This is a genomic window from Actinomyces urogenitalis DSM 15434 (genome assembly GCF_000159035.1).
Classification (GTDB): domain Bacteria; phylum Actinomycetota; class Actinomycetes; order Actinomycetales; family Actinomycetaceae; genus Actinomyces; species Actinomyces urogenitalis.
This window is the reverse complement of record NZ_DS999576.1, coordinates 152504-172595: the sequence shown is the minus strand read 5'-3', so window position 1 is coordinate 172595 and position 20092 is coordinate 152504. Positions and strand designations below refer to the sequence as shown.

The following is a 20092-nucleotide window of genomic DNA, read 5'->3' as shown; positions in this document are numbered from 1 at the left end:
CTTCCTTTCACGAGGTTTCTGACTGCATGAAACCTTAACTTGAAATCTCACCCCTTGGGATGGCAGTATCAGATTATGGACGCATCGATTGAGGAGAGCAGCAGCGGCGTCGGCGTCATTGACAAGGCGGCGCTGGTGATGAGTGCGTTGGAGGCCGGCCCGGCCACCCTGGCGCAGCTCGTGACCTCCACACACCTGGCCCGACCGACGGCTCACCGCATCGCGGTGGCCCTGGAGTACCACCGCCTGGTCTCGCGCGACTCACAGGGGCGCTTCATCCTGGGCCCGAGGCTGAGCGAGCTCGCCTCAGCCGCTGGTGAGGACCACCTGCTCGCTGCCGCCGGACCCGTGCTCGCGGCACTGCGGGACAAGACGCACGAGTCCGCCCAGCTCTACCGCCGCCAGGGCGACGTGCGCATCTGTGTGGCCAACGCCGAGCGTCCGATCGGCCTGCGTGACTCCATCCCTGTGGGTGCCACCATGTCTATGCTCGGCGGATCCGGAGCACAGATCCTCCTGGCATGGGAGGAGCCGGACCGCCTGCACCGCGGGCTGGCCGGGGCCCGCTTCAACGCCACCATGCTCTCGGCGGTCCGACGCCGGGGCTGGGCCCAGTCCGTGGGCGAGCGCGAGCCCGGGGTCGCCTCGGTCTCCGCGCCGGTACGCGGGGCCAGCGGCAAGGTGATCGCGGCGATCTCCATCTCCGGCCCCATCGAGCGGATGGGCCGCCAGCCCGGACGCGTCCACGGCCCGGTGGTGATGGCCGCCGCCCGGCGCCTGTCCGAGGTGCTGCGCAGCGCCGACGAGGGCTGAGGCTGCACGGCTGCAGGGGTTGCAGGCACAGGTCAGCGCCCGCAGCCTCTCGCCTTGACCCGCTGCGCCCGCCACCACAGGATCCGCTGCGCCCGCCACCTACACTGGCCCCCATGCGCCGCACGCTCCTGGTCACGAATGACTTCCCGCCCGTCGTGGGCGGGATCCAGTCCTACCTGGACGACTACTGCCACCGCCTACCGGCGGAGGACCTCACCGTCCTGGCCTCAACCCCGCCGGAGGGAGAGGAGGCAGCCCGCGCCTACGACGCCACCTTGCCCTACGAGGTCCTGCGAGTCCCCACCCATATGCTGCTGCCCACCCCGGATGTGCGCCGCCGCATGGAGCAGGCGATCACGCAGCGCGGCATCGAAACCGTCTGGTTCGGGGCGGCGGCCCCTCTGGGCCTGCTGGGAGCGGCGGCCCACCGCGCCGGCGCTACACGGGTCATCGCCACGACTCACGGTCACGAGGTCGGGTGGTCCATGATCCCAGGCGCTCGCCAGGCGCTGCGCAAGATCTTCCGTGACGCTGACGTCATCACCTACATCTCTGACTACACCCTGGGCCGCCTGCGCCCCTTCATGCCGGCTGACCAGCAGCTCCTGCGACTTCCCAGCGGCATTGACACCCACCGCTTCCATCCCAACCCCGCCGCCCGAGCCCTGCTGCGCGACCGTTACCGCCTCGGCGAGGCCCCGACCGTCGTCTGCGTCTCACGCCTGGTCGCCCGCAAGGGACAGGACAGCCTCATCAAGGTCTGGCCTCGCGTCGCAGAGCAGGTCCCGGGGGCCCGCCTGGTCATCGTGGGATGGGGCTCCTACGCCAAGCGTCTGGCCGACCTCAAACGCGACTCGCCTGCTCGCGAGTCCATCATCCTCACCGGCAAGGTCCCCTACGAGGAACTGCCCTGGCACGTAGCCATGGGCGACGTCTTTGCCATGCCCTGCCGTACCCGAGGTGGTGGGCTCGACGTCGAGGGCCTGGGCATCGTCTTCCTGGAAGCCTCTTCTGCCGGCCTGCCCGTCATCGCAGGCACGAGCGGCGGTGCCCCAGAGACCGTCGAGGAGGGCGTGACCGGCAACGTCGTCGATGGCAGGGACGAGGACGCCCTGACCGCCGCCCTCGTACGCCAGCTGCAGGACCCTCAGCTGCGTGAGCGCATGGGCCGCGCCGGGCGCGAGCTCATGGAGGAACGCTGGACCTGGCCTGCCCTGGTCGACAGCCTTATCGCCACGGTCGACGCCAGATAGTCCGGCGCCATCAAGGCAGCCCTACCAGGCCACCTGCCATCTGTGCCACCTGCGGCCGAGCCTGGTGGCAGACCTCCAGGCGCCAGGTGCCTTGCGTCAGTCAGTCCTTGTGGTGGGCCTCGCGCAGCTCGGCGATCGCCTTCTCAAAGTCATCCAGGGTGTTGAATCCGGAGTAGACCGAGGCAAAGCGTAGGTAGGCGATCTCATCGAGCTCTCGCAGCGGCCGCAGAATCGCCCGGCCGACGTCATGAGAGTCGATGAGCGCCTGCCCGGAGGCCCGGATCGCCTCCTCAACCTGGTGAGCCAGTAGCGCGAGATCATCATCGGACACCGGACGTCCCTGGCAGGCACGGCGTACACCCACCACGACCTTGTCGCGCGAGAAGGGCTCCACCGCCCCCGATCGCTTGCGCACCGACAGGCTCGCCGTCTCAGTGGTGGTGAAGCGCCGCCCACACTGGGGGCACTCGCGACGACGACGGATCGCGAGCCCGTCATCAGTCGTCCGGGAGTCGACAACGCGCGAACCGTCATATCTGCAGAATGGGCAGTGCACGCGTAGCCTCCGAGTCCTCGCAATTCGTGTGCTCGGAGCGTAGGGCCCCACGCCCGCAGTCGCAAGCCTGCCGCGCCTGGAGGCTCAGCTCGCCGGCAGGATGAGGGTCTGCCCCGGCTGAAGAGTCGTGCTCTCCAGGTTGTTGAGCTCCACGATCTGCGAGACCGCCGCAGAGACGTCCTGGGCTCCCGTTGCCGAGGCGATGTCCCACAACGACTCGCCCTGCTGCACCGTCGTGGTCCCGCCAGCAACCGGCTCGGAGATCAAGCCGGACAGGACGATGCCTCCTGCGACCAGCAGGGCTCCAAGGACAGCGGCGCACGCCAGTACCACCAGACGACGCAGCGCCGCAGGCACGGCCTGCCTCGACTCCTGCACCGTAGACGCCTGGGCGAGACCGACCCGCGCGTGCTCCGCGTGGACCCTCGCCGGCCGAGCCACGCTGCCCAGGCGCACCTGACCGCGCTGCACGCCCTCCTGCGCCACCGACACAGATCCCGCTTCACCGCGGCGACGCTGGGCCCGCACCGCAGGGTGGCGCGGCGCCAGCTCCTGCAGGCTAGCCGCCGCCAGAGCAGCCGGACGCTCACGCGTCACCGCGACCGAGGAGGAGGTCTGAGACCCGGCCACAGCCTCCGCGCGCTTGGTGGCACGCTGGCCGATCTTGACCGGCGCCGGCCCAACCGGCTTCGCCCCTCGCGAGGTCGAGGCCTGCTCAGGAACAAAGTCAGGAGTCACCAGCCGCAGGTGAGGGCGGCCTGCGCGCACACCTTCCAGGCGCTGGGCCACAGCCGCCTCAGCCGAGGCGGCTGACGCAGCACGCAGACGGGGCGAGGGCGGGACGGCAAGAGCGCTCATGAGTTCCTCCTGAAACATGTGTTCGACGAACACCTGTTCGATACAGTAGCGCCATCAGGGCTACACGTCCAGAGTTTCTTCGAACACATGTTTGAAGGTTCGGCGTGTGACCCGTAGGCTTGACACGTCAAGACCACCACCGACCACCGACACAAATTCGTGCACGAGCAGCAGCGCTGCTCGGCTAGCGCGGCTGACACGAAGGACACGGCGATGACACAACGCTCCCTCTCCCCCTCCGAGGAGGGCATGAGCTCCTCCGCTCCTTCCGTGACTGAGCCCCAGAGCGTGGCTGAGGTCCTGGAGGGCCTGGATGAACGGGCACGCGAGGTCTACGAGGCCGTGAGACAGGCCGTCCTCTCCCACGGCTACCCGCCCTCGATGCGCGAGATCGGCTCCCAGGTCGGGCTGACGAGCCCCTCCTCCGTCAAGCACCAGCTCGACAAGCTCGAGCGCATCGGCCTGATCCGCCGCGATCCCCGCCTGCCGCGCGCCCTGGAGGTCATTGAGCCCGAGACCACGCCGCCCTCCACTGCCGAGCCGCAGCCGCAGCTGCCCGTCCTACCAGGCGTGGCCGAGGGCGAGGCGGTGGCCGTCCCCCTGGTCGGGCGCATCGCCGCCGGCTCGCCGATCCTGGCCGAGCAGGAGGTCGACGACGTCATGGCCCTGCCCCGGCGCCTGACCGGAGACGGCAAGCTGTTCATGCTTGAGGTCCACGGCGACTCGATGATCGAGGCCGCGATCTGCGACGGCGACTGGGTGGTCGTCCGCTCCCAGCCGGATGCCTCCAACGGAGACATCGTGGCAGCCATGCTCGAGGACGTCGACGGCGCCTCGGCCACCGTCAAGGTGCTCTCACGCCGAGACGGCCATCAGTGGCTGCTACCCCGCAACCCTGACTACGCTCCGATCCCCGGCGACGAGGCCACGATTATGGGCAAGGTCGTCACCGTCCTGCGCGCGCTCTAGCCCAGCCTGCCAAGCCCGCCGCCTGAGCCGCGGCCACAACGAATGACGCAGCCGCACCTTGACACGGAAGGTGCGGCTGCGTCGTCGGTCTTGCCGGTTGCGGCAGCGAACGTGCCCTTTAGTAGCCCAGGCCGCGAGCGACGTCGCGCAGGCGCTCGGCCGAGGCCGTCAGGCGGTCGCGCTCGTCCAGGGTCAACGGCGGCTCCAGGCGGCGCCCGGCACCGTCACGGCCGACGATGGTCGGCACCGCCATGCACACGTCCGAGATCCCGTGCCAGTTGTCCAGCAGCGGGGAGATGGTGAGCACACGCTGCTCGTCGTTGAGGACGGCGGAGATAATGCGCTGGACCGCCAGGCCCACGGCGTAGTTGGTCGCGCCCTTGCCCTCGATGATGCGGTAGGCGGAACGCACGACGTCGTGAGCGATACGGTCACGCTTGTCCTGGTCGAAATAGCCGCCGTCGACCGTCTTGCCCCACTGGGTGATCGGCACTCCACCGATCTGGGTGGAGGACCACAGCGGGACCTCGGAGTCTCCGTGCTCACCGGCGATGTAGCCGTGAATGTTCTGGGTCGCCGTGCCCGTCTCCAGGGAGACCAGGTAACGCATGCGGGCGGTGTCCAGCACCGTGCCCGAGCCGAAGATCTGGTTCTCGGGCAGTCCGGTGATCTTCTTGGCGCAGTAGGTCACCACGTCCACCGGGTTGGCCACGAGCACGAAGATGGCGTTGGGGGCAACCTCCACCAGCTTGGGCAGGATCTTCTCCATGATGCCCACGGTCGCCCCGGCCAGCTCCAGGCGGGACTGTCCCGGCTTCTGCTTGGCGCCGGCGGTGATCGCGATGACGTCAGCATCGCGGCAGATCTCAGGGTCGTCAGAGCCGGAGACGGCACCGGCGGAGGTGAACTGGATGCCCTGGGCGATGTCGAGCGCCTCGGCCTCGACCTTCTCCTTGACGATGTCCTGCAGGACGACCTCACGGGCCACACCCTTGGTCACGCAGGCGTAGGCGAGGGTCGAACCGACCGCACCCGCACCGATGATCGCGACCTTGGAGGGGCGTCCCCCAGGCGCGGTGGGGTAGGAACCCTGGGCGGTGTTGGGGATGATGGACTCGGACACGGGGATACCTCCGGATCATGAGTAACGAGGGACAGCCGCAGCCCCTCCATGGCAAGGGTACGCGGTGAGCCACCTCCTATGACACTCGTGCGCCATACCTCACGCAGGACGCACCTCACGCCTGCGGCCGTCAGCCTGCCGCGAGACGGGTCAGCGCTCCCAGCACCACATCACGCTCACGCGTGGGCCACAGCGCCGGCATTGAACGAGCCAAGAACGAGCCGTAGCGTGCCGTGCGCAGCCTGGGGTCCAGGACGGCGACGACGCCGCGGTCGTCCGCCCGCCGCACGAGCCTGCCGGCCCCCTGAGCCAGCAGGAGGGCTGCGTGGGTGGCGGACACGCTCATGAAGCCGTTGCCCCCGGCGGCGGCCACCGCCTCGCTGCGAGCCTGGGCCACCGGGTCATCCGGCCGCGGGAAGGGGATCCGGTCGATGATGACCAAGCGGCAGGTGCGTCCGGGCACGTCCACGCCCTGCCACAGGCTCAGGGTGCCCACCAGGCACGCGTCCTCATCGGCAGCAAAGGCCTCCACCAGGGTCGGCAGCTGGTCCTCCCCCTGGGCGTAGACGGTCAGGTCCGTCCGCTCGCGCAGCAGCTGCGCCGCCTCCTCGGCCGCTCGCCGGGAGGAGAAGAGCCCCAGCATCCCGCCGCCCGAGGCCTGGGTGAGGGCAACCACCTCCTCCAGGGCCTCCTGGGAGATCCCGAAGCCGGGCTTGGGCAGGTGGGTGGGGGTGTAGAGGATGCCCTGACGGGCATAGTCAAAGGGCGTGCCGACGTCGATCCCCTCCCAGGGCGAGGCAGCCAGCGTCAGCCCCAACGCGTGCGCCATGGGGTCAAAGCTCCCGCCCAGGGCCAGGGTGGCTGAGGTGAGCACCGCAGCGTGGTCAGCCAGCAGCGTGTCCGCCACGGATCCCGCCACGTCAATCGGTGCCAGGGTCAGGCGCGCAGGCTCAGCTCCCATCCGTGGCCGCTCAATCCAGGCGACGTCACGGCGCTGGGCCACCGAGTCCGAGGTCATGCGCTCCACTGCCTCCACGAGGTCCGCCACGGCGGCCCGCGCCAGGGCCACTCCCCCGGCGCCCTCGCCTGCCGTGCCGCCACCCGCGGCCTTGGCCGCCTCACGTACGTCTGTGAGCACCTGGCGTGCTGCGGCGTCCAGGTTCACCAGCGCCGTGCGCAGAGCCGGAGGCACGCCCTCGCTCAGGCGACCGTCCGGCAGCTCCGCAAGCACGAGCTGCAGGCCCTGGCCGGCCTCCTCCAGGCCGGTGGCGATGACGCTGGCGTGCTTGCGCGCTGCCTGGGCCACACGCGCCACAGCCCCGGCGGACAGGCTCACGGTGCCCTGGCTGCGCACACGGTCGGCCAGCTCATGGGCCTCGTCAACAACAAGCACGTGGTGCTCCGGCAGGACGCCGGGGTTGCCGGCCACGGCGATACCCAGCATCGCGTGGTTGGTGACGACGACGTCCGCCTCACCGGCTACCGCTCGCGCCAGCTCGGGGAAGCACTCGTCCTTGAGCGGGCAGGACGATCCCAGGCACTCGGCCTTGGCCACCGAGACCTGTGCCCAGGCCCGGTCTGAGACCCCGGGGACCAGGTCGTCACGGTCCCCGGTACTCGTGCGGGTGGCCCACTCGCGCAAGCGCACCACCTGCTCCCCCAGGCTGGCGCTCGCCGCCTCACCCACTCGCGCAGGTCGAGTCGCCTCGGAGGCAGAGAAGAGGGAGTCGGCGTCGTCATCCGGGTACCCGCCGGCCACACGGTGGCGGCACAGGTAGTTCTGCCAGCCCTTGAGCAGCGCCACCGTGGGGCGCACACCGGTCACGGCCTCAACGGCGTCAGCAGCCAGCGGCGCGTCCTTGGTGAGCACCTGGCGCTGCAGGGCCAGGGTGGCAGTCGAGACGACGGCCCGCTCCCCGCTGCTGGCGGCGTGGACCATCGCCGGGACCAGATAGCCCAGGGACTTCCCCGTTCCCGTACCAGCCTGGACCAGCAGGTGGCTTCCGCCCTCAATGGTCTCCACCACGCGACGCACCATCTCGACCTGGCCCTGCCGCGGGGCACCGCCCAGGCGGGAGACCGCCTCAGCCAGCGCCTCCTCGGCACGTGACTGCTCGTCACTACCGCCACCCGAGCGGCCCGGTGCACCTGCTGACGCCATCGCCGTCGTCCTCTACCGCCCAGCCGAGCCTGCCGGGCCGGGCTCCGACGCCCCGGCTGCCGGCTCTGGCTCAGCAACCGCCGCTGCCCGCAGCTCGGCGGCCAACGGCGCGTCCACTCGCCCGCGCACGCGCGTGCCGGCCTCAACGTACTCGATGGCGTCGATCTCGCCGTCGGCGTGCACCTTGGCCACCAGGTCCCCGCGGGAGTACGGGATGACCAGGTCCACCGGGACGTCGGGGCGCGGCAGCATCTCCTCGATGCGAGAGCGCAGCTCGTCCAGGCCCTCGCCCGTGGCCGCTGAGACGATGACCGCCTCGGGCAGGCGGGTGCGCAGGGCTGCGAGCGTGACGGCATCGGCCAGGTCCGCCTTGTTGAGGACGATGAGCTCAGGAACCTCCAGCGCCCCGGGGATCTCCGCCAGCACCGCGCGCACGGCCGCGATCTGGCTGAGCGGATCGGGGTGGGCGGCGTCGACGACGTGGACGAGCACGTCCGCGCCCGCCACCTCCTCCAGCGTGGAGCGGAAGGCCTCGATGAGCTCGTGCGGCAGGTTGCGCACAAAACCGACCGTGTCCGTGAGCGTGTACAGCCGCCCGTCGGAGGTCTCTGCCTTGCGCACCGTGGGGTCCAGGGTGGCGAACAGGGCGTCCTGGACCATGAGGCCGGCGTCAGTGAGCCGGTTCATGAGGGAGGACTTCCCGGCGTTGGTGTAGCCGGCGATCGCCACCGAGGGGATGGGACCACGACGGCGCGAGCCGCGCTTGACCTCGCGTGAGGGCGCCATGGCCTTGATCTCGCGGCGCAGCTTGGCCATGCGGTCACGGATGCGCCGGCGGTCCAGCTCGATCTTGGTCTCACCGGGTCCGCGCGAGCCGATGCCCTGACCGCCGGCCACGCGTCCACCAGCCTGGCGGGACATGGACTCACCCCATCCGCGCAGACGCGGCAGCAGGTACTCCAGCTGGGCGAGCTCCACCTGGGCTTTGCCCTCGCGGGACTTGGCGTGCTGAGCGAAGATGTCGAGGATGAGGGCAGTGCGGTCCACGACCTTGACCCGCACCACGTCCTCCAGGGCACGGCGCTGCGAGGGGGCGAGGTCCCCGTCGACGATCACGGTGTCCGCCCCTGCGGCCGCCACCATCTCCGCCAGCTCCTTGGCCTTTCCGGAGCCCAGGTAGGTGGCGGGGTCTGGGTGGTCGCGCTTCTGGATGAGGGCGTCCAGCACCTGCGAGCCGGCGGTCTCGGCCAGGGCCGCGAGCTCAGCCAGCGAGGTCTCGGCGTCCTGGGCATCGGCGGCCTCGAGCGCGGATCCGTGCCGGGACGACGGCGAGGCGGCGGCCCCGGTGGTCGCGGCAGGCCTGGCGGCGGGCAGCTCGAGCCCCACCAGGACCACCTTCTCCAGGCGGATCTGGCGGTACTCGACCTCCGAGACGTCCTCCAGCTCGGTGGTCAGGGAGGCCACGCGCCGGGTGGCGGCTCGTGCCTCACGCTCCAGGGCGCCGTCGTCGGCCAGGTCGTGACGGGTGTGGTCGCCGGCCGTGGAGGCCAGGGCGGTGCCGTGGCGGGAGAGGATGCGGTTGACGATGTCCTCGGCGCTAGGCGCCTCGGTGCCGGGACCAGCGTGGGCGGCGATGTGGGTGTCAGTGGTGTGGTTGTCAGTACGGTCAGTCAAGAAGAGTCCTTCGTCGTATGCGTGCGGAGGTCCGGAACGAGGCTCAACGGACCGGCGGTCTCGTCAGGACGGCGACGTCAGCTGTCGCCGTCTCAGCGCATACGGAAAATCCACATGGGCGGCATCGTAACGGGCCCACGCCCGTGACACCAGCCTGGAAGGTGAGGATCGATGCAGATCACGTCAGGTCAGCCAGGAGCCTGCGTCGCTTCAGGCCCTCAACAGTCGATCCCCATCCCCGCCACAACCAAACCGACTGTCCACGGCCTTACCCGACGCCCCTGCCCTGGGTAGCCTGGACGGCGTGAGCGAGCATTACTTCACCGCCTCCCCCGCTGTCCCGGCCCAGGAACAGAGCCACCGCTTCACGATCCGCGGTCGTGAGCACGAGGTGGTCACCGCCTCCGGTGTCTTCTCTGGATCCCGCCTGGACAAGGGCACCCAGGTCCTGCTCGATCACGTCCCCGACCCGCCCGAGACCGGGACCTTCCTGGACCTGGGCTGCGGCTGGGGGCCGATCACCCTGGCACTGGCCGACGCCGCCCCTCAGGCGCACGTACTGGCCGCCGACGTCAACGAGCGCTCGCTCGAGCTCACGGCCCGCAACGCCGCCGCTGCCGGCCACCACCAGGTGCGAGCGGTCCAGGCCGAGGAGCTGCTCGCCGAGCTGCGCGAGACCGGACAGCGCCTGGACCTCATCTGGTCGAACCCTCCGGTGCGCATCGGCAAGGAGGCGCTGCACGAGCTGCTGGGCACCTGGTTGGGGCTCCTGGCCGAGGACGGCGAGGCCTGGCTCGTCGTCGGCAAGAACCTGGGCGCGGACTCACTCGCCCGGTGGATGGCAGACCAGGGCTACACGGTGAGCAAGGAGGCCTCGTCCAAGGGCTTCCGGGTCCTGCGCGTACGGCGCTGACGCGCTCAGAAGCCCTCGGCCGCCACCCGCGCGACGTCGTCATCCGCCCCGGACAGGTCCGAGGCCGGCCGGGACCAGCGCCCCGTCGCCACGTCAATACCCACGCCGATCAGCAGGACCACGAGGGTCGGCAGGATCCAGCCGGTGGAGTCATTCCATATCCCGGTGCGTGCCAGCAGGTCACTCGGTGCGGTCCATCCCATGTCCGCAGCCGCTGAGACGGCTCCCAGGACAATGGCCGTGGCTACCGGCAGCAGGTAGGTCATCCGCAGGTGACCCGGCGCAGCGGCGTCCACAAGGGTGACCGCCACAAGTGTGATCGCGATCGGGTAAAGCAGCAGGGTCAGCGGCGAGATGATCGCCAGCACGGTGGTCAGGCCCAGGTTCGCCAGGGCGAAGGACACCGCCGTCGAGCCGGACAGCCAGCTCGCGAAAGGCACCTTGGGCCAGGCCGAGTGGGCGTAGGCCGCGAAGGAGGACAGCAGTCCCACTCCCGTGGTCAGGCATGCCAGCAGCACGATGCCCGCCAGCACGATGACGCCGGTGCTCCCCAGCGCCGCGTCCGCCGCGTTGCGCAGCAGGGCCGTACCGTCTGACACGTCCTCGCCCTGGGTCCGTGCGCCGATCATCGCCAGGCCCACGTAGACGGCCGCGAGCAGCGCTGCCGCCAGGGTACCGGCCCCGATGGTGGCCTTCGTGACCGCGTTGGTGGAGTGGAAGCCCTGGGACCGCAGGGACTGGATGACGACGATGCCGAAGACCGTGGCCGCCAGCACGTCCATGGTCAGGTAGCCCCGGGTCAGTCCAGTCACCAGCGGCTCAGCGACGTAGTCCGGCTGCGCCGGGCGGTCCAGGGGCACGGTGGAGGAGATCGTGATGGCGCACAGGACCACAATGAGTGCTAGCAGCGCCGGGGTCAGCCAGCGTCCGATCCTGTCGGCCAGCTTGGAGGGGCGCAGTCCCAGGACCAGGCACACCCCGAGGAAGACTGCCGCGTGAATCGTCAGCGCCCAGCGTCCGGGCGTCATCCCCGTCAGCTCCAGAACCGGCCTGGTGGCCAGCTCATAGGAGACGGTGACAACTCGCGGCACGGCGTACATGGGTCCGATGGACAGGTAGACCGCCAGGGGCATGAGCAGTCCGAAGGTGGGTCCCACCCGGCGAGCCAGCCCCAGAATGCCCTCACCCGAGGTGGACACGGCGATCACGGCGATCAGCGGCAGCAGCACACCGGTGAGGCAGAAGCCCAGGACGACCTGCCACAGGTGGTCTCCTGCTGAGGCCCCGAGGACCGGCGGGAAGATGAGGTTGCCCGCGCCGAAGAACAGCGCGAAGAGCATGAGGCCGGTGGTGATGACGTCAATGGCGGGCGACGACGTCCGGCCCGAGTTACTCGAAGGTAGGTCAGCCATGGGTCTTTCCGGGATCTGGTGGGCGGGCAGTGTCAGGGCCCCGGGCAGCGGGGATGACGGAGATATCGGGTTGGTCTCAGACCAGGGTGAGGCGTCCGGTGATCGTGGCCGGACCTGTCAGCAGGACGGTAGCGTCCGGCGCCCACGGGTCAGCGCCGACGTGGACACCCACCTGGCCTCCGAGAACGTCAATGAGGTAGTCGGTGGGCGCGTCCTCGCCCTCCCACTCGTGCAGGGCGACGGCGACGGCGCAGCAGCCCGTTCCGCAGGAGCGGGTCTCCCCCACGCCGCGCTCAAGCACCCTCATGCGGGCGCGGCCCACACGTACGGATGCCTCGGCATCCTGGCCGGTCGACTCTGCAGCATCGCCGTCGGACTCCTCCCCCAGCGCGACGACGAGCTCCAGGTTGGTCCCCTGCGGGGGCACTGGCTCGTAGACGGGGGCGTCGGAGTCAGTCAGGCCCGCGAAGAGCGCGGCGTCAAGCTCGGCCTCCTCAGACAGGGCGACGACGGTGTGCGGGTTGGGCATCGCGATCGACAGTGCCGCCCTTGGCCCCTCAAGCCCGGGAACCGTCACCGCCGTGTCCCAGCCCTCGTCGTCGACCTCGCCCAGCGCGTGCTCGGGGCGGATGAGCCGGGCCGGTCCCATGTCCACCGTCCACAGCTGCCCGGCGCGGGTCAGCGTGCGCGCGCCGCCGCGGGTGCCGATGGTGACCGAGTCGCCGTCGTCCAGGGTGACCAGGCCCTCGCAGACCAGGACCTCAGCCATGAGCCGGATCGCGTTGCCGCACATCTGGGCGAGCGAGCCGTCAGCGTTGTAGTAGTCCATGAACCACTCGGCCTCGGGCACGGCCTCGTGGAAGCGGTGCACGCCGGGCAGCGCGCAGGTGCGCACCACACGGACGAAGCCGTCCGCCCCGACCCCGGCGTGACGATCACACACCTCGGCGACGTCACCAGCACTGAGGGCCACCTGGCAGTCGGGGTCCACAAGGAGAAGAAAGTCGTTCTCCGTGGCGTGCCCCTTGATGAGGGTGCGGCCTGCCAGGGGCGTCTGCTCGGTCATGGTGCACAGCCTAAAGGGCGTAGCGCCCAGGCTCATGGTCACAGCCTGTCACCGTGCTCACGAAGCAGGGCGAGAGCCTGCTCGACCACACGCTCACGCTCGCCGGCAGCCCAGGCGCCGTCCTCGTCAAGAGCGACGTCGATCCAGCACACACGTGGGTCGCGGCGGAACCACTTGAGCTGGCGCGAGGCCAGCTGGCGCGTGGCCAGCGAGGTCGACTCGATCGCCTCGGCGAGGCTCATCTCTCCGTCCAGCACGGCAACGGCCTGGACGTATCCGATGGCGCGCGAGGCTGTTGGCCCCTCACGTAGCCCCTGGTCCAGCAGCGCCTGGGTCTCCTCCAGCAGTCCGGAGGCGAACATCGCCTGCGTGCGCAGGCGGATCCGACGCCGCAGCGCCTCGCGCTCGGGGCGCAGCGCCAGGTGAAGAGTCGGCGCCAGGTCCTCGTAGCGCGGCAGGCTCGCGGAGAAAGGACGTCCCGTCACGGCCGCCACTTCCAGGGCACGCACAATGCGACGGGCGTCAGTGGGCTGGATCCGCGCCGCGCTGAGGGGGTCGCTGGCCTCCAGCTCCGCGCGCAGCGCCGCCAGCCCTTCACGCTCCACGCGCGCTTCCAGACCGGCGCGCACCGCCGGGTCAGTGCCGGGAAAGTCCAGGGCGTCAGTCAGCGCCCGCACGTAGAGGCCCGACCCTCCCACGATGAGTCCACGCCCCCCGCGGGCCTCGATCGCTGCCAGGTCCGCGCGGGCGTGACGCTGGTAGGAGGCCACACTCGCCTCCTGGCGCACGTCCAGCACGTCGATCTGGTGGTGGGGCACGCCCCGGCGCTGCTCCAGCGGCAGCTTGGCCGTGCCAATGTCCATCCCGCGGTAGAGCTGGGAGGCGTCCGCCCCCACGACCTCAGCCGGGTGGGCGGATCCTGCTGCCTCCCCCAGGGCCTCGATAAGGTCAAGCGCCAGGTCAGACTTACCGCTCGCCGTCGGGCCGACGACGGCGATACGCATCGGGGCGGAGCCGGCCGGTGCGCTCGGGGCCGGTGAGGAAGGAGCAACCATCTCGCTCACAGCTCCGGTAGGAGGGGGCCGACCTGGCTCAGTGCCTGGGTGCAGGCTGACAACGCCGTCTCCAGGTGCAGGCGCAGCTGGGCGTCGCTGACGCCATCGGTCAGGTCCACGAGGTAGGTCGTGCGCACCAGGGGTCCCATGGGCGTGTCAACCACGGCCACGGTGGGGAAGAACTTGTCCCGGTTCCAGTCGTTGACGCTGGCGCCGATCTCCTCCCGCTCCCCCAGAGGCAGCGGCTGGGTCGCGTCCCCGGAGACGAGCAGCCAGCCCTCGTGCTCCTCCGGCTCCTCGATGACGAAGGGGAAGTCGTCCCAGTTGCCCACGAGGAAGAGGTGTCCCTCCTCCTGGCGGCGCTCGACGGCGTAGCCCATCGGGCCGGTCAGCATCGCCTCGATGCGTTCCAGGGTGAGAGGAGAGGTCAGGCCTGAGGCCTGGGCACCATGCGCGCCCTCATGCGTCGGGGCCGTGCGGCGCAGGGGGGTGAGCAGCTCGCGTACCGATCCGGTGACGGTCGGGGCTGTGGAGGCGCCGGCGTCGTCACGCCGCCCGGACTGCTCGGACCGGCCAGCGAGGGTGGCCGACTGCGGGCTGGTCCGGTGACCGCGAGGCGGCGTGGTGCGGGCGGGGCGAGGACCGCTGGTGGAGCGGCGTGCTGGACGGCGCTCACCGCGGCCCAGCAACCGGGCCAGGATCCTTGCCAGCCCTCCGCGAGGTGATCGAGGCATCTCAGGGCTCCAGGTTTCCGCGCAGGGGGTCAGGGAAGAGGTTCTCCGCTTCGCGCATGAGGGCGACGATCAGCCGGCAGCTGGTGAAGACGAAGCTCTCCAGCTGCGCGTCCGTCATCCCGGCGCCCAGCGGGTAGGTGACCTCACCGTGCAGACGGACGATGCCGCCGTCGGCAATGGTCAGGTAGGCCTTGGGGCCGATCCGGGTGGCGTTCCACTCCTCCACCAGCCCCCGCAGCCGGGCCAGGTGCTCGGTGTCCGAGATGCGGTGCCACACGCCCCGCAGCTGGATGGCGCGATCGTCCTGGAAGATGACGTGGACGGTAACGTAGCGCCAGGGGATGCCGATGTCCCCCTCATCGTCAACGAAGTAGCGCAGGCCGAGGTCCCGCACGCAGGCCAGCACACGGTCGACGTCAACCGGCGAGGGAACAGCCGGGACAGGGACCTGCGAGGTCGTGGGCGTGGAGGAGGACATGGGGACAACCCTAGCGACTGGTGCCCCATGGGTCTGTGAGGCAGGTCCCCGCCAGGGCACTGCGCCTGACAGGGACGCGCCACTGACCACCATGACAGGCATCCCCCCTCCCACCCCTCCCGCTTCACGCTCAGGAGCAGTCATGCTCGCCCACCGTCGTTCTTCCCGCTCTGGCCTCTCGGCTGCCTCCTGGGTCCCGTCCCACTCACGGAGTCTTGCCGCCGCCCTCACCTGTTGCCTGGCCGTCACTGGCCTGGCCGCCTGCGCCATGGGCACGCCGGTCAAGGTCACCGTCATCTCCACCGGCTCAGCGACGGCCTCCCCACGGTCCCAGACCGAGGCCTCGCCAGCGACCTTGACCAAGAAGGCGGACCTGTCCCAGGCGCCTACGCGCGAGCAGCTGTCCGAGGCCGCTCTAGCGCTGCCTCCCTCCTGCACCGAGTTCAGCGCGGACGACGGCCAAGCCACCCACCAGTTCAGCTCCGGGATCTACAACTCCACCGCTTCCCACCAGGCAAATGCCACAGTGACCATCCGAGACGTCACCCCGGCGCTCCTGTCCGGCCGGGCGACGGCGCTGGTCACCCTGGCCTGCAACGGAGGCGGGTCCTACACCCACTCCTCACTGGCTGCCTACAGCCCGAGCCTGGAGCTGCTGGGCTGGCTGGAGCACTGGGGCCATGGGACACCGCTGCCAGCCCAGACCGCTGATCTCGTCATCAGCTCGGTGCGGGTGGAGGGCGAGTCCGTCATCATCGGCCTCCCGGAGATCCAGCTTCCCAGTGACCCTGGCGACCACGCCTCGGGCGGATCCGCGACGCTGACGGAGACGGCTCAGTGGACTGGGTCCGGCTTCGAGGTCACGAGCCAGGTCTTCCACACCCCGTCAGATGACGTGGCCGTGCCTGACCAGGCCACGGTGCAGGCCTTCTACGACGCTGCCGCCAGCGGAGACGACGCCACCGCAGCCCGCTACGCCAGCGCCGAGGTCATGGACCAGATCAAGCACGCCTGCGTAGGACCCGATGACTGCGACCCTCAAGCCAGGCCGGCGTTGATGTTCCGCGCCATCCACTTCCCGCCGGGAGGCAAGGTGGACACCTGCTCGCTCATCGGCCCGGTCGGCGCCGGCTCGTACTACCTTCAGGGCACCGGCGGAGAGATCAAGGCGACCTTGTACGACGTCAGCGACGGCGACGCCATCTGCCCGGTCAACACGATGGGACTGACCGAGGCCGTTCCCTCCGCTCCGGACAACGAGTCGGGCTACACGATCTGGCTCATCGTGCGTGCGAGCTCGCCGACCGAGTTCACGGTCACCCAGCTGGGACGGAACTTCGCCTAGACCGAGTCACGAGCACGCCGAGCGGCCCGCAGGCACACCGGCACAAGGACCAGCATGAGCAGGCACGCTGATCGGTCAGGCCCGCGAGCGCAGCCAGGCCAGCACCGCCCGCACCCGGCGGTTGTCCTCGCTGGGAGGTAGGTCCAGCTTGGCAAAGGTATTGGCCACGTGCTTGGCCACCGCGCCGTCGGAGAGCACGAGCCTCTCGGCGACCTGCGCGTTAGACAGACCCTCGGCCATGAGCGCGAGGACCTCCTGCTCGCGCGGGGTCAGCCTCTCCAGACCTCGCTCGCCCGTGCGGTCAGCCTCATCCGCCCTCTGAACCGTGGTCTTGTGTCCTGGATCGGGGGTTACAGCCCGCGCAGCCCCCGGTTCCGACCGTGAAACCACGGTCTCATGGGCGGTTGTCCTGGGATCCGACGTCGCCCGCTTGGTCGCCGAGGCGCGGCCTGCCATGAGCGTGGCCAGGACCTCGGGGTCAACGACGATGCCGCCGGAGGTCACCACGTCCAGGCTGCGCACGAAGTCGTCCACGCGCCCGACCCGTTCCTTGAGCAGGTACCCCACTCCCCCGGCCTGCGTGCCAGCGCCGTCGAGCAGATCGCGCAGGTAGGGCCCGGCGACGTAGGCGGAGAGCACCATCACCGGCAGGCCTGGGTATGCGGCCCGCAGGTCTACCGCCGCCCGCAGGCCGTCGTCGGTGCCAGTGGGCGGCATCCGCACGTCCGTGACGACGACGTCGGGCAGCTCTCCGGCGCTGGCTAGCCTCGCCACCGCGGCGCGCAGCTCATCGGCGTCAGCAGCCTGGGCGACCACCTCGTGCCCCGCCGCGGTCAGCAGTCCCGCAAGTCCTTCCCGCAGAAGAGCGACGTCGTCGGCCAGCACGATTCTCATAGGCGTCATTGTGCCGTAGCCGCCTCCATGGCTTCCGACGACGCACCAGCGCCCGCCCCCCGCCTACTCCCCCCGGGCCCAGGGCGGGGTAAGCGGGGCCGTGATCGTCAGCCGTGTGCCGCCACCCGATGGCGAGACCACGTCCAGCGTCCCACCGACGGACTCCACCCTCTGCGCCATTCCTGCCAGTCCTGTGGCTCCGGGAGCCTGCGGGGAGGCACCGCCGCCCCCGTCATCGGTGACGACAGCCCGCAGCTGGTCCTCCTGGACCTCCAGCGCGACGACGACGCGAGCCTGCGGCCCTGCGTGCTTGGCAGCGTTGGTCAGCGCCTCCGAGACCGCGAAGTACACGGCTGTGGCAACAGGCGAGCTGACAGTCTGGCCAGCAGCCGCCTCGCCACGCACGCTGACGGTAGTGGGCAGAGGGGCGCGCCCGGCCAGGTCACGCAGCGCCGGGGCCAGACCTCTCTCCGTGAGCACCGCGGGGCGGATGCCGTGGACGGTCTCCCGCAGGGAGCGCATGGCAGCCTCGGCGCGCTCCTGGGCGGAGTCGAGGCCGGCGAGCAGGGCGGCTCGGGCTGTGCCGTCGCCGTCGTCCTGCGCACCGGTTGCCAGTGCCTGGAGCTGCATCCGCACCGCGCCGATGCTCATTGTCACAGCCACGAGGTCCTGCTGGACGCCGTCGTGCAGGTCCCGCTCGATGCGGGCGCGCTCAGCGTCGAAGGCGTCCACCAGCGTGGCCCGGCCAGCCGCGAGGTGCCCGACCTCGGCGCTCAAGGCTGCGTTGGCACGGCTGAGCCGCTCCTCCTCGCTCTGGCCGGACAGGGCACGCACCAGCAGCATCCGCAGCGCGCCCGTTCCCCACAGGAGCAACCAGGTCAGGGCCAGCAGGACGAGCGCAAGCACCACGGCCCAGCCCATCCGCGTCCCGTCGGTCTGCGTCGTGGCCCATACCCCGAGGACGATGGTGGTCGGGTTCTCCGGCGTCGTGTGCCAGGGCACGAGTGCCAGGACCGCCGCCGTGGACAAGCCCGAGACAGCGATGACAAAGCTGCCCAGGCTCATCACCAGGCCGATGACGACCATCGGCAGGTCCTGCTTCCAGAAGCCGGCGCTCGTCACGCGCCGCACCAGCCAGGGCCAGCCAGGGGTGCCGACCGGCCTGGCGCTGGAGACATCCAGACCGCACAGCCGAGCCGCCGCCCTCTCCCCCTGGGCCGTCAACGGGATCGTGATGTAGAAGAGCGGGAGCCCAGCCACGAGCACGATGATGACGGGAATCAGCAGCGCAGCCCGGACAAGCTCCATGACCACCACCCGCCAGGCTCGGTGGCGTGGCGCTGAGGACGCCGCCGCGTGGCCGGTCCGCGCTGGAAGGTCTGCCGGCAGACGCGTTTGTCCGCTCGGTGCCGCGGTAGCGCCGGAGGAGGTGATCATGGCGCCGAGGTTACGTGCCGGCTCTGGCGCTGCCACGGGTGCTGGCACCCCTGTTTCCGACGACGCAAGGCTCTCGGTGGTGCTGGCTCCACCCCGGCAGGTCGGGAGCTGAGGCCAGTGACGGAGGACCAGCGGCCGAGTGTGCTGGAGCCATGAGGACGCAACAGATCCCACCACCATCCAGCCACCCGCACCTGGCCCCCGCCGCGCCCGCCGCCCCTGCCAGGCGGGCAGAGGGAGCCTGGGCCTGTCACGACGCGCCACCGGCTGTCCTCGTCACCGACCTCAGCCGCATCTTCCCCCTGCCTGGTCGCGGACGGGAGAAGGTCACGGCCGTGGACGGGGTGAGCCTGACGCTGCCGGCCGGTTCCTTCACCGCCCTGGTCGGTGCCTCCGGCTGCGGCAAGTCCACCCTGCTGCAGTGCGTGGCCGGGCTGGACGCCCCGTCGTCGGGCACCGTGAACCTGCTGGGGACGACGACGAGCCGGCTGCGCCCACGCGCGGCGGCCCGATTCCGAGCCGACCACGTCGGCTTCGTCTTCCAGGACGACAACCTCGTCACCTCACTGTCCGCCCGCGACAACGTGGCCCTGCCTGGCCGGCTCCGTCACCGTCCCCTACCGCACCGGGCGGTCACCCAGGCCCTGGAGCGCGTGGGGCTGGGCGCGCAGACCCGGCACCTGCCCCACGAGATGAGCGGCGGTGAGCGCCAGCGCGTGGCGGTCGCTCGGGTCCTGGCCTCCTGCCCCGACATCGTCTTCGCTGACGAGCCGACGGCGGCCCTGGACGTGGCTGCTGGGACCGAGGTGCTGAGGTGGTTCCGGGAGCTGGCCGGCGCCGGAACCACGGTCCTCATGGTCACCCACGACGCCTCAGCCGCGGCGGCGGCCGACTCCGTCCTGGTCATGAGCGCCGGGCGGATCGTCGCCGCCCTGCCCGGCGGTGATCCGCAGGCCGTCTCCCAGGCCGTGCTGGCCACGCGCAGCCAGGAGAGAACAGGTCAGAGGCAGGGCAGCCAGAGGCCAGACAGCCAGGTGGGAGGTGAGGCACGATGATCCGACTGCTGCTCTCAGACCTGCGCCGCCACGCGGGCTCGTGGACCTGGGTGTGCGTGGTCGCCGTCGTCGCCGGGGCATGCGTGGCAGGCCAGCTGCAGGTCATGCACGGGGCCACCGCCTCCGCCCGCGCCCTGGCGCAGGCGCGCCAGCGCCACGAGATGCTCGACGCCGCCCAGACGCTGTCCGTCTTCTGCATCATCTGCGTAGTGCTGGCCGCGTCCACCGTGCTCAGCTCGTCAGCGGGCATGGTCATCAGCCAGCGCAGTCCAGACCACGGCCTGTGGCGGGCGCTG

The 20092-nt window shown here is 70.4% G+C and carries 18 protein-coding genes and 1 pseudogene; 7 read left to right on the top strand and 12 right to left on the bottom strand.

Annotated elements, in window-relative coordinates; genetic code table 11:
• Positions 1–75: 75 nt before the first annotated feature.
• Positions 76–813 carry an IclR family transcriptional regulator gene (locus tag HMPREF0058_RS08935; protein ID WP_006549453.1) on the top strand — a complete coding sequence of 246 codons (738 nt, stop codon included), beginning with the start codon at positions 76–78 and terminating at the stop codon, positions 811–813.
• Between the two features lie 113 nt (positions 814–926).
• Positions 927–2066 carry a glycosyltransferase family 4 protein gene (locus HMPREF0058_RS08930; RefSeq protein WP_006549452.1) on the top strand — a complete coding sequence of 380 codons (1140 nt, stop codon included), beginning with the start codon at positions 927–929 and terminating at the stop codon, positions 2064–2066.
• A gap of 100 nt (positions 2067–2166) precedes the next feature.
• Here the strand turns inward: HMPREF0058_RS08930 and nrdR are convergent, their stop codons facing one another.
• Positions 2167–2622, bottom strand: a complete 456-nt coding sequence (nrdR, locus tag HMPREF0058_RS08925) for a transcriptional regulator NrdR (protein WP_024034741.1) — start codon at positions 2620–2622, stop codon at positions 2167–2169.
• Between the two features lie 84 nt (positions 2623–2706).
• The gene (locus HMPREF0058_RS11885) at positions 2707–3480 is read right to left on the bottom strand and encodes a LysM peptidoglycan-binding domain-containing protein (RefSeq protein ID WP_048685357.1); all 774 of its coding nucleotides are present in this window, start codon (positions 3478–3480) and stop codon (positions 2707–2709) included.
• Between the two features lie 249 nt (positions 3481–3729).
• On the opposite strand from HMPREF0058_RS11885, the gene lexA reads away from it, so the two are divergent.
• On the top strand, positions 3730–4449 hold the full coding sequence (gene lexA / locus HMPREF0058_RS08915; protein ID WP_239668798.1) for a transcriptional repressor LexA: 720 nt from the start codon (positions 3730–3732) through the stop codon (positions 4447–4449).
• Positions 4450–4567: 118 nt separating this feature from the next.
• Here lexA and HMPREF0058_RS08910 read toward each other — a convergent pair whose 3' ends face one another.
• From HMPREF0058_RS08910 to hflX, 3 genes are all read right to left on the bottom strand, one after another.
• A complete protein-coding gene (locus HMPREF0058_RS08910; RefSeq protein ID WP_006549448.1) occupies positions 4568–5572 on the bottom strand; it encodes an L-lactate dehydrogenase in 1005 nt (334 codons plus the stop codon).
• A 130-nt stretch (positions 5573–5702) separates the two neighbouring features.
• Positions 5703–7733 (bottom strand): ATP-dependent DNA helicase, encoded by a 2031-nt coding sequence (locus HMPREF0058_RS08905; protein WP_006549447.1) that lies wholly within the window; start codon positions 7731–7733, stop codon positions 5703–5705.
• 12 nt (positions 7734–7745) lie between these two features.
• Entirely contained in the window at positions 7746–9368 is a 1623-nt protein-coding gene (gene hflX, locus HMPREF0058_RS08900) for a GTPase HflX (protein WP_048685386.1), read from the bottom strand.
• 343 nt (positions 9369–9711) lie between these two features.
• Here hflX and HMPREF0058_RS08895 point away from each other — a divergent pair, with 343 nt between their 5' ends.
• Positions 9712–10320 (top strand): class I SAM-dependent methyltransferase, encoded by a 609-nt coding sequence (locus HMPREF0058_RS08895; RefSeq protein ID WP_006549445.1) that lies wholly within the window; start codon positions 9712–9714, stop codon positions 10318–10320.
• 5 nt (positions 10321–10325) lie between these two features.
• On the opposite strand, the gene brnQ is transcribed toward HMPREF0058_RS08895, so the two are convergent.
• The 5 genes from brnQ to HMPREF0058_RS08870 form a co-directional block, all read right to left on the bottom strand.
• On the bottom strand, positions 10326–11732 hold the full coding sequence (gene brnQ / locus HMPREF0058_RS08890) for a branched-chain amino acid transport system II carrier protein (protein ID WP_006549444.1): 1407 nt from the start codon (positions 11730–11732) through the stop codon (positions 10326–10328).
• A 76-nt stretch (positions 11733–11808) separates the two neighbouring features.
• Positions 11809–12798, bottom strand: a complete 990-nt coding sequence (locus tag HMPREF0058_RS08885; RefSeq protein ID WP_040319907.1) for a diaminopimelate epimerase — start codon at positions 12796–12798, stop codon at positions 11809–11811.
• A gap of 38 nt (positions 12799–12836) precedes the next feature.
• Positions 12837–13853, bottom strand: a complete 1017-nt coding sequence (miaA, locus tag HMPREF0058_RS08880; RefSeq protein ID WP_048685383.1) for a tRNA (adenosine(37)-N6)-dimethylallyltransferase MiaA — start codon at positions 13851–13853, stop codon at positions 12837–12839.
• Between the two features lie 5 nt (positions 13854–13858).
• Positions 13859–14587, bottom strand: coding sequence for a type III secretion system chaperone family protein (locus HMPREF0058_RS08875; protein WP_024036244.1), 729 nt, complete (start codon positions 14585–14587; stop codon positions 13859–13861).
• Between the two features lies 1 nt (position 14588).
• Positions 14589–15065: a YbjN domain-containing protein gene (locus tag HMPREF0058_RS08870; RefSeq protein WP_006549440.1), complete on the bottom strand. Its 477-nt coding sequence runs from the start codon at positions 15063–15065 to the stop codon at positions 14589–14591.
• 142 nt (positions 15066–15207) lie between these two features.
• On the opposite strand from HMPREF0058_RS08870, the gene HMPREF0058_RS08865 reads away from it, so the two are divergent.
• Positions 15208–16410, top strand: a complete 1203-nt coding sequence (locus tag HMPREF0058_RS08865; RefSeq protein WP_040319859.1) for a hypothetical protein — start codon at positions 15208–15210, stop codon at positions 16408–16410.
• A 75-nt stretch (positions 16411–16485) separates the two neighbouring features.
• Here the strand turns inward: HMPREF0058_RS08865 and HMPREF0058_RS08860 are convergent, their stop codons facing one another.
• Together HMPREF0058_RS08860 and HMPREF0058_RS08855 are read right to left on the bottom strand one after the other, a co-directional pair.
• Positions 16486–17304 (bottom strand): response regulator transcription factor, encoded by an 819-nt coding sequence (locus tag HMPREF0058_RS08860; protein WP_006549438.1) that lies wholly within the window; start codon positions 17302–17304, stop codon positions 16486–16488.
• A gap of 63 nt (positions 17305–17367) precedes the next feature.
• Positions 17368–18741 (bottom strand): sensor histidine kinase, encoded by a 1374-nt coding sequence (locus HMPREF0058_RS08855; RefSeq protein ID WP_169305837.1) that lies wholly within the window; start codon positions 18739–18741, stop codon positions 17368–17370.
• Positions 18742–18893: 152 nt separating this feature from the next.
• Between HMPREF0058_RS08855 and HMPREF0058_RS08850 the strand changes: the two genes are divergently transcribed.
• Both HMPREF0058_RS08850 and HMPREF0058_RS12825 read left to right on the top strand, forming a co-directional pair.
• Complete coding sequence (locus tag HMPREF0058_RS08850) at positions 18894–19796, top strand: ABC transporter ATP-binding protein (RefSeq protein ID WP_006549436.1); 903 nt, start codon at positions 18894–18896, stop codon at positions 19794–19796.
• Positions 19793–20092: pseudogene (locus HMPREF0058_RS12825) on the top strand (FtsX-like permease family protein); the annotation flags it as partial. The gene HMPREF0058_RS08850 and the pseudogene HMPREF0058_RS12825, both read left to right, overlap by 4 nt.

Coding starts and splice junctions, on each gene's coding strand:
- HMPREF0058_RS08855 (WP_169305837.1), bottom strand. CDS start 18,741: ATGATCACCTCCTCCGGCGCTACCGCGGCACCGAGCGGACAAACGCGT.
- HMPREF0058_RS08935 (WP_006549453.1), top strand. CDS start 76: ATGGACGCATCGATTGAGGAGAGCAGCAGCGGCGTCGGCGTCATTGAC.
- HMPREF0058_RS08885 (WP_040319907.1), bottom strand. CDS start 12,798: ATGACCGAGCAGACGCCCCTGGCAGGCCGCACCCTCATCAAGGGGCAC.
- HMPREF0058_RS08865 (WP_040319859.1), top strand. CDS start 15,208: ATGCTCGCCCACCGTCGTTCTTCCCGCTCTGGCCTCTCGGCTGCCTCC.
- HMPREF0058_RS11885 (WP_048685357.1), bottom strand. CDS start 3,480: ATGAGCGCTCTTGCCGTCCCGCCCTCGCCCCGTCTGCGTGCTGCGTCA.
- HMPREF0058_RS08870 (WP_006549440.1), bottom strand. CDS start 15,065: ATGTCCTCCTCCACGCCCACGACCTCGCAGGTCCCTGTCCCGGCTGTT.
- brnQ (WP_006549444.1), bottom strand. CDS start 11,732: ATGGCTGACCTACCTTCGAGTAACTCGGGCCGGACGTCGTCGCCCGCC.
- lexA (WP_239668798.1), top strand. CDS start 3,730: ATGAGCTCCTCCGCTCCTTCCGTGACTGAGCCCCAGAGCGTGGCTGAG.
- HMPREF0058_RS08875 (WP_024036244.1), bottom strand. CDS start 14,587: ATGCCTCGATCACCTCGCGGAGGGCTGGCAAGGATCCTGGCCCGGTTG.
- HMPREF0058_RS08850 (WP_006549436.1), top strand. CDS start 18,894: ATGAGGACGCAACAGATCCCACCACCATCCAGCCACCCGCACCTGGCC.
- miaA (WP_048685383.1), bottom strand. CDS start 13,853: ATGGTTGCTCCTTCCTCACCGGCCCCGAGCGCACCGGCCGGCTCCGCC.
- HMPREF0058_RS08860 (WP_006549438.1), bottom strand. CDS start 17,304: ATGAGAATCGTGCTGGCCGACGACGTCGCTCTTCTGCGGGAAGGACTT.
- HMPREF0058_RS08905 (WP_006549447.1), bottom strand. CDS start 7,733: ATGGCGTCAGCAGGTGCACCGGGCCGCTCGGGTGGCGGTAGTGACGAG.
- HMPREF0058_RS08930 (WP_006549452.1), top strand. CDS start 927: ATGCGCCGCACGCTCCTGGTCACGAATGACTTCCCGCCCGTCGTGGGC.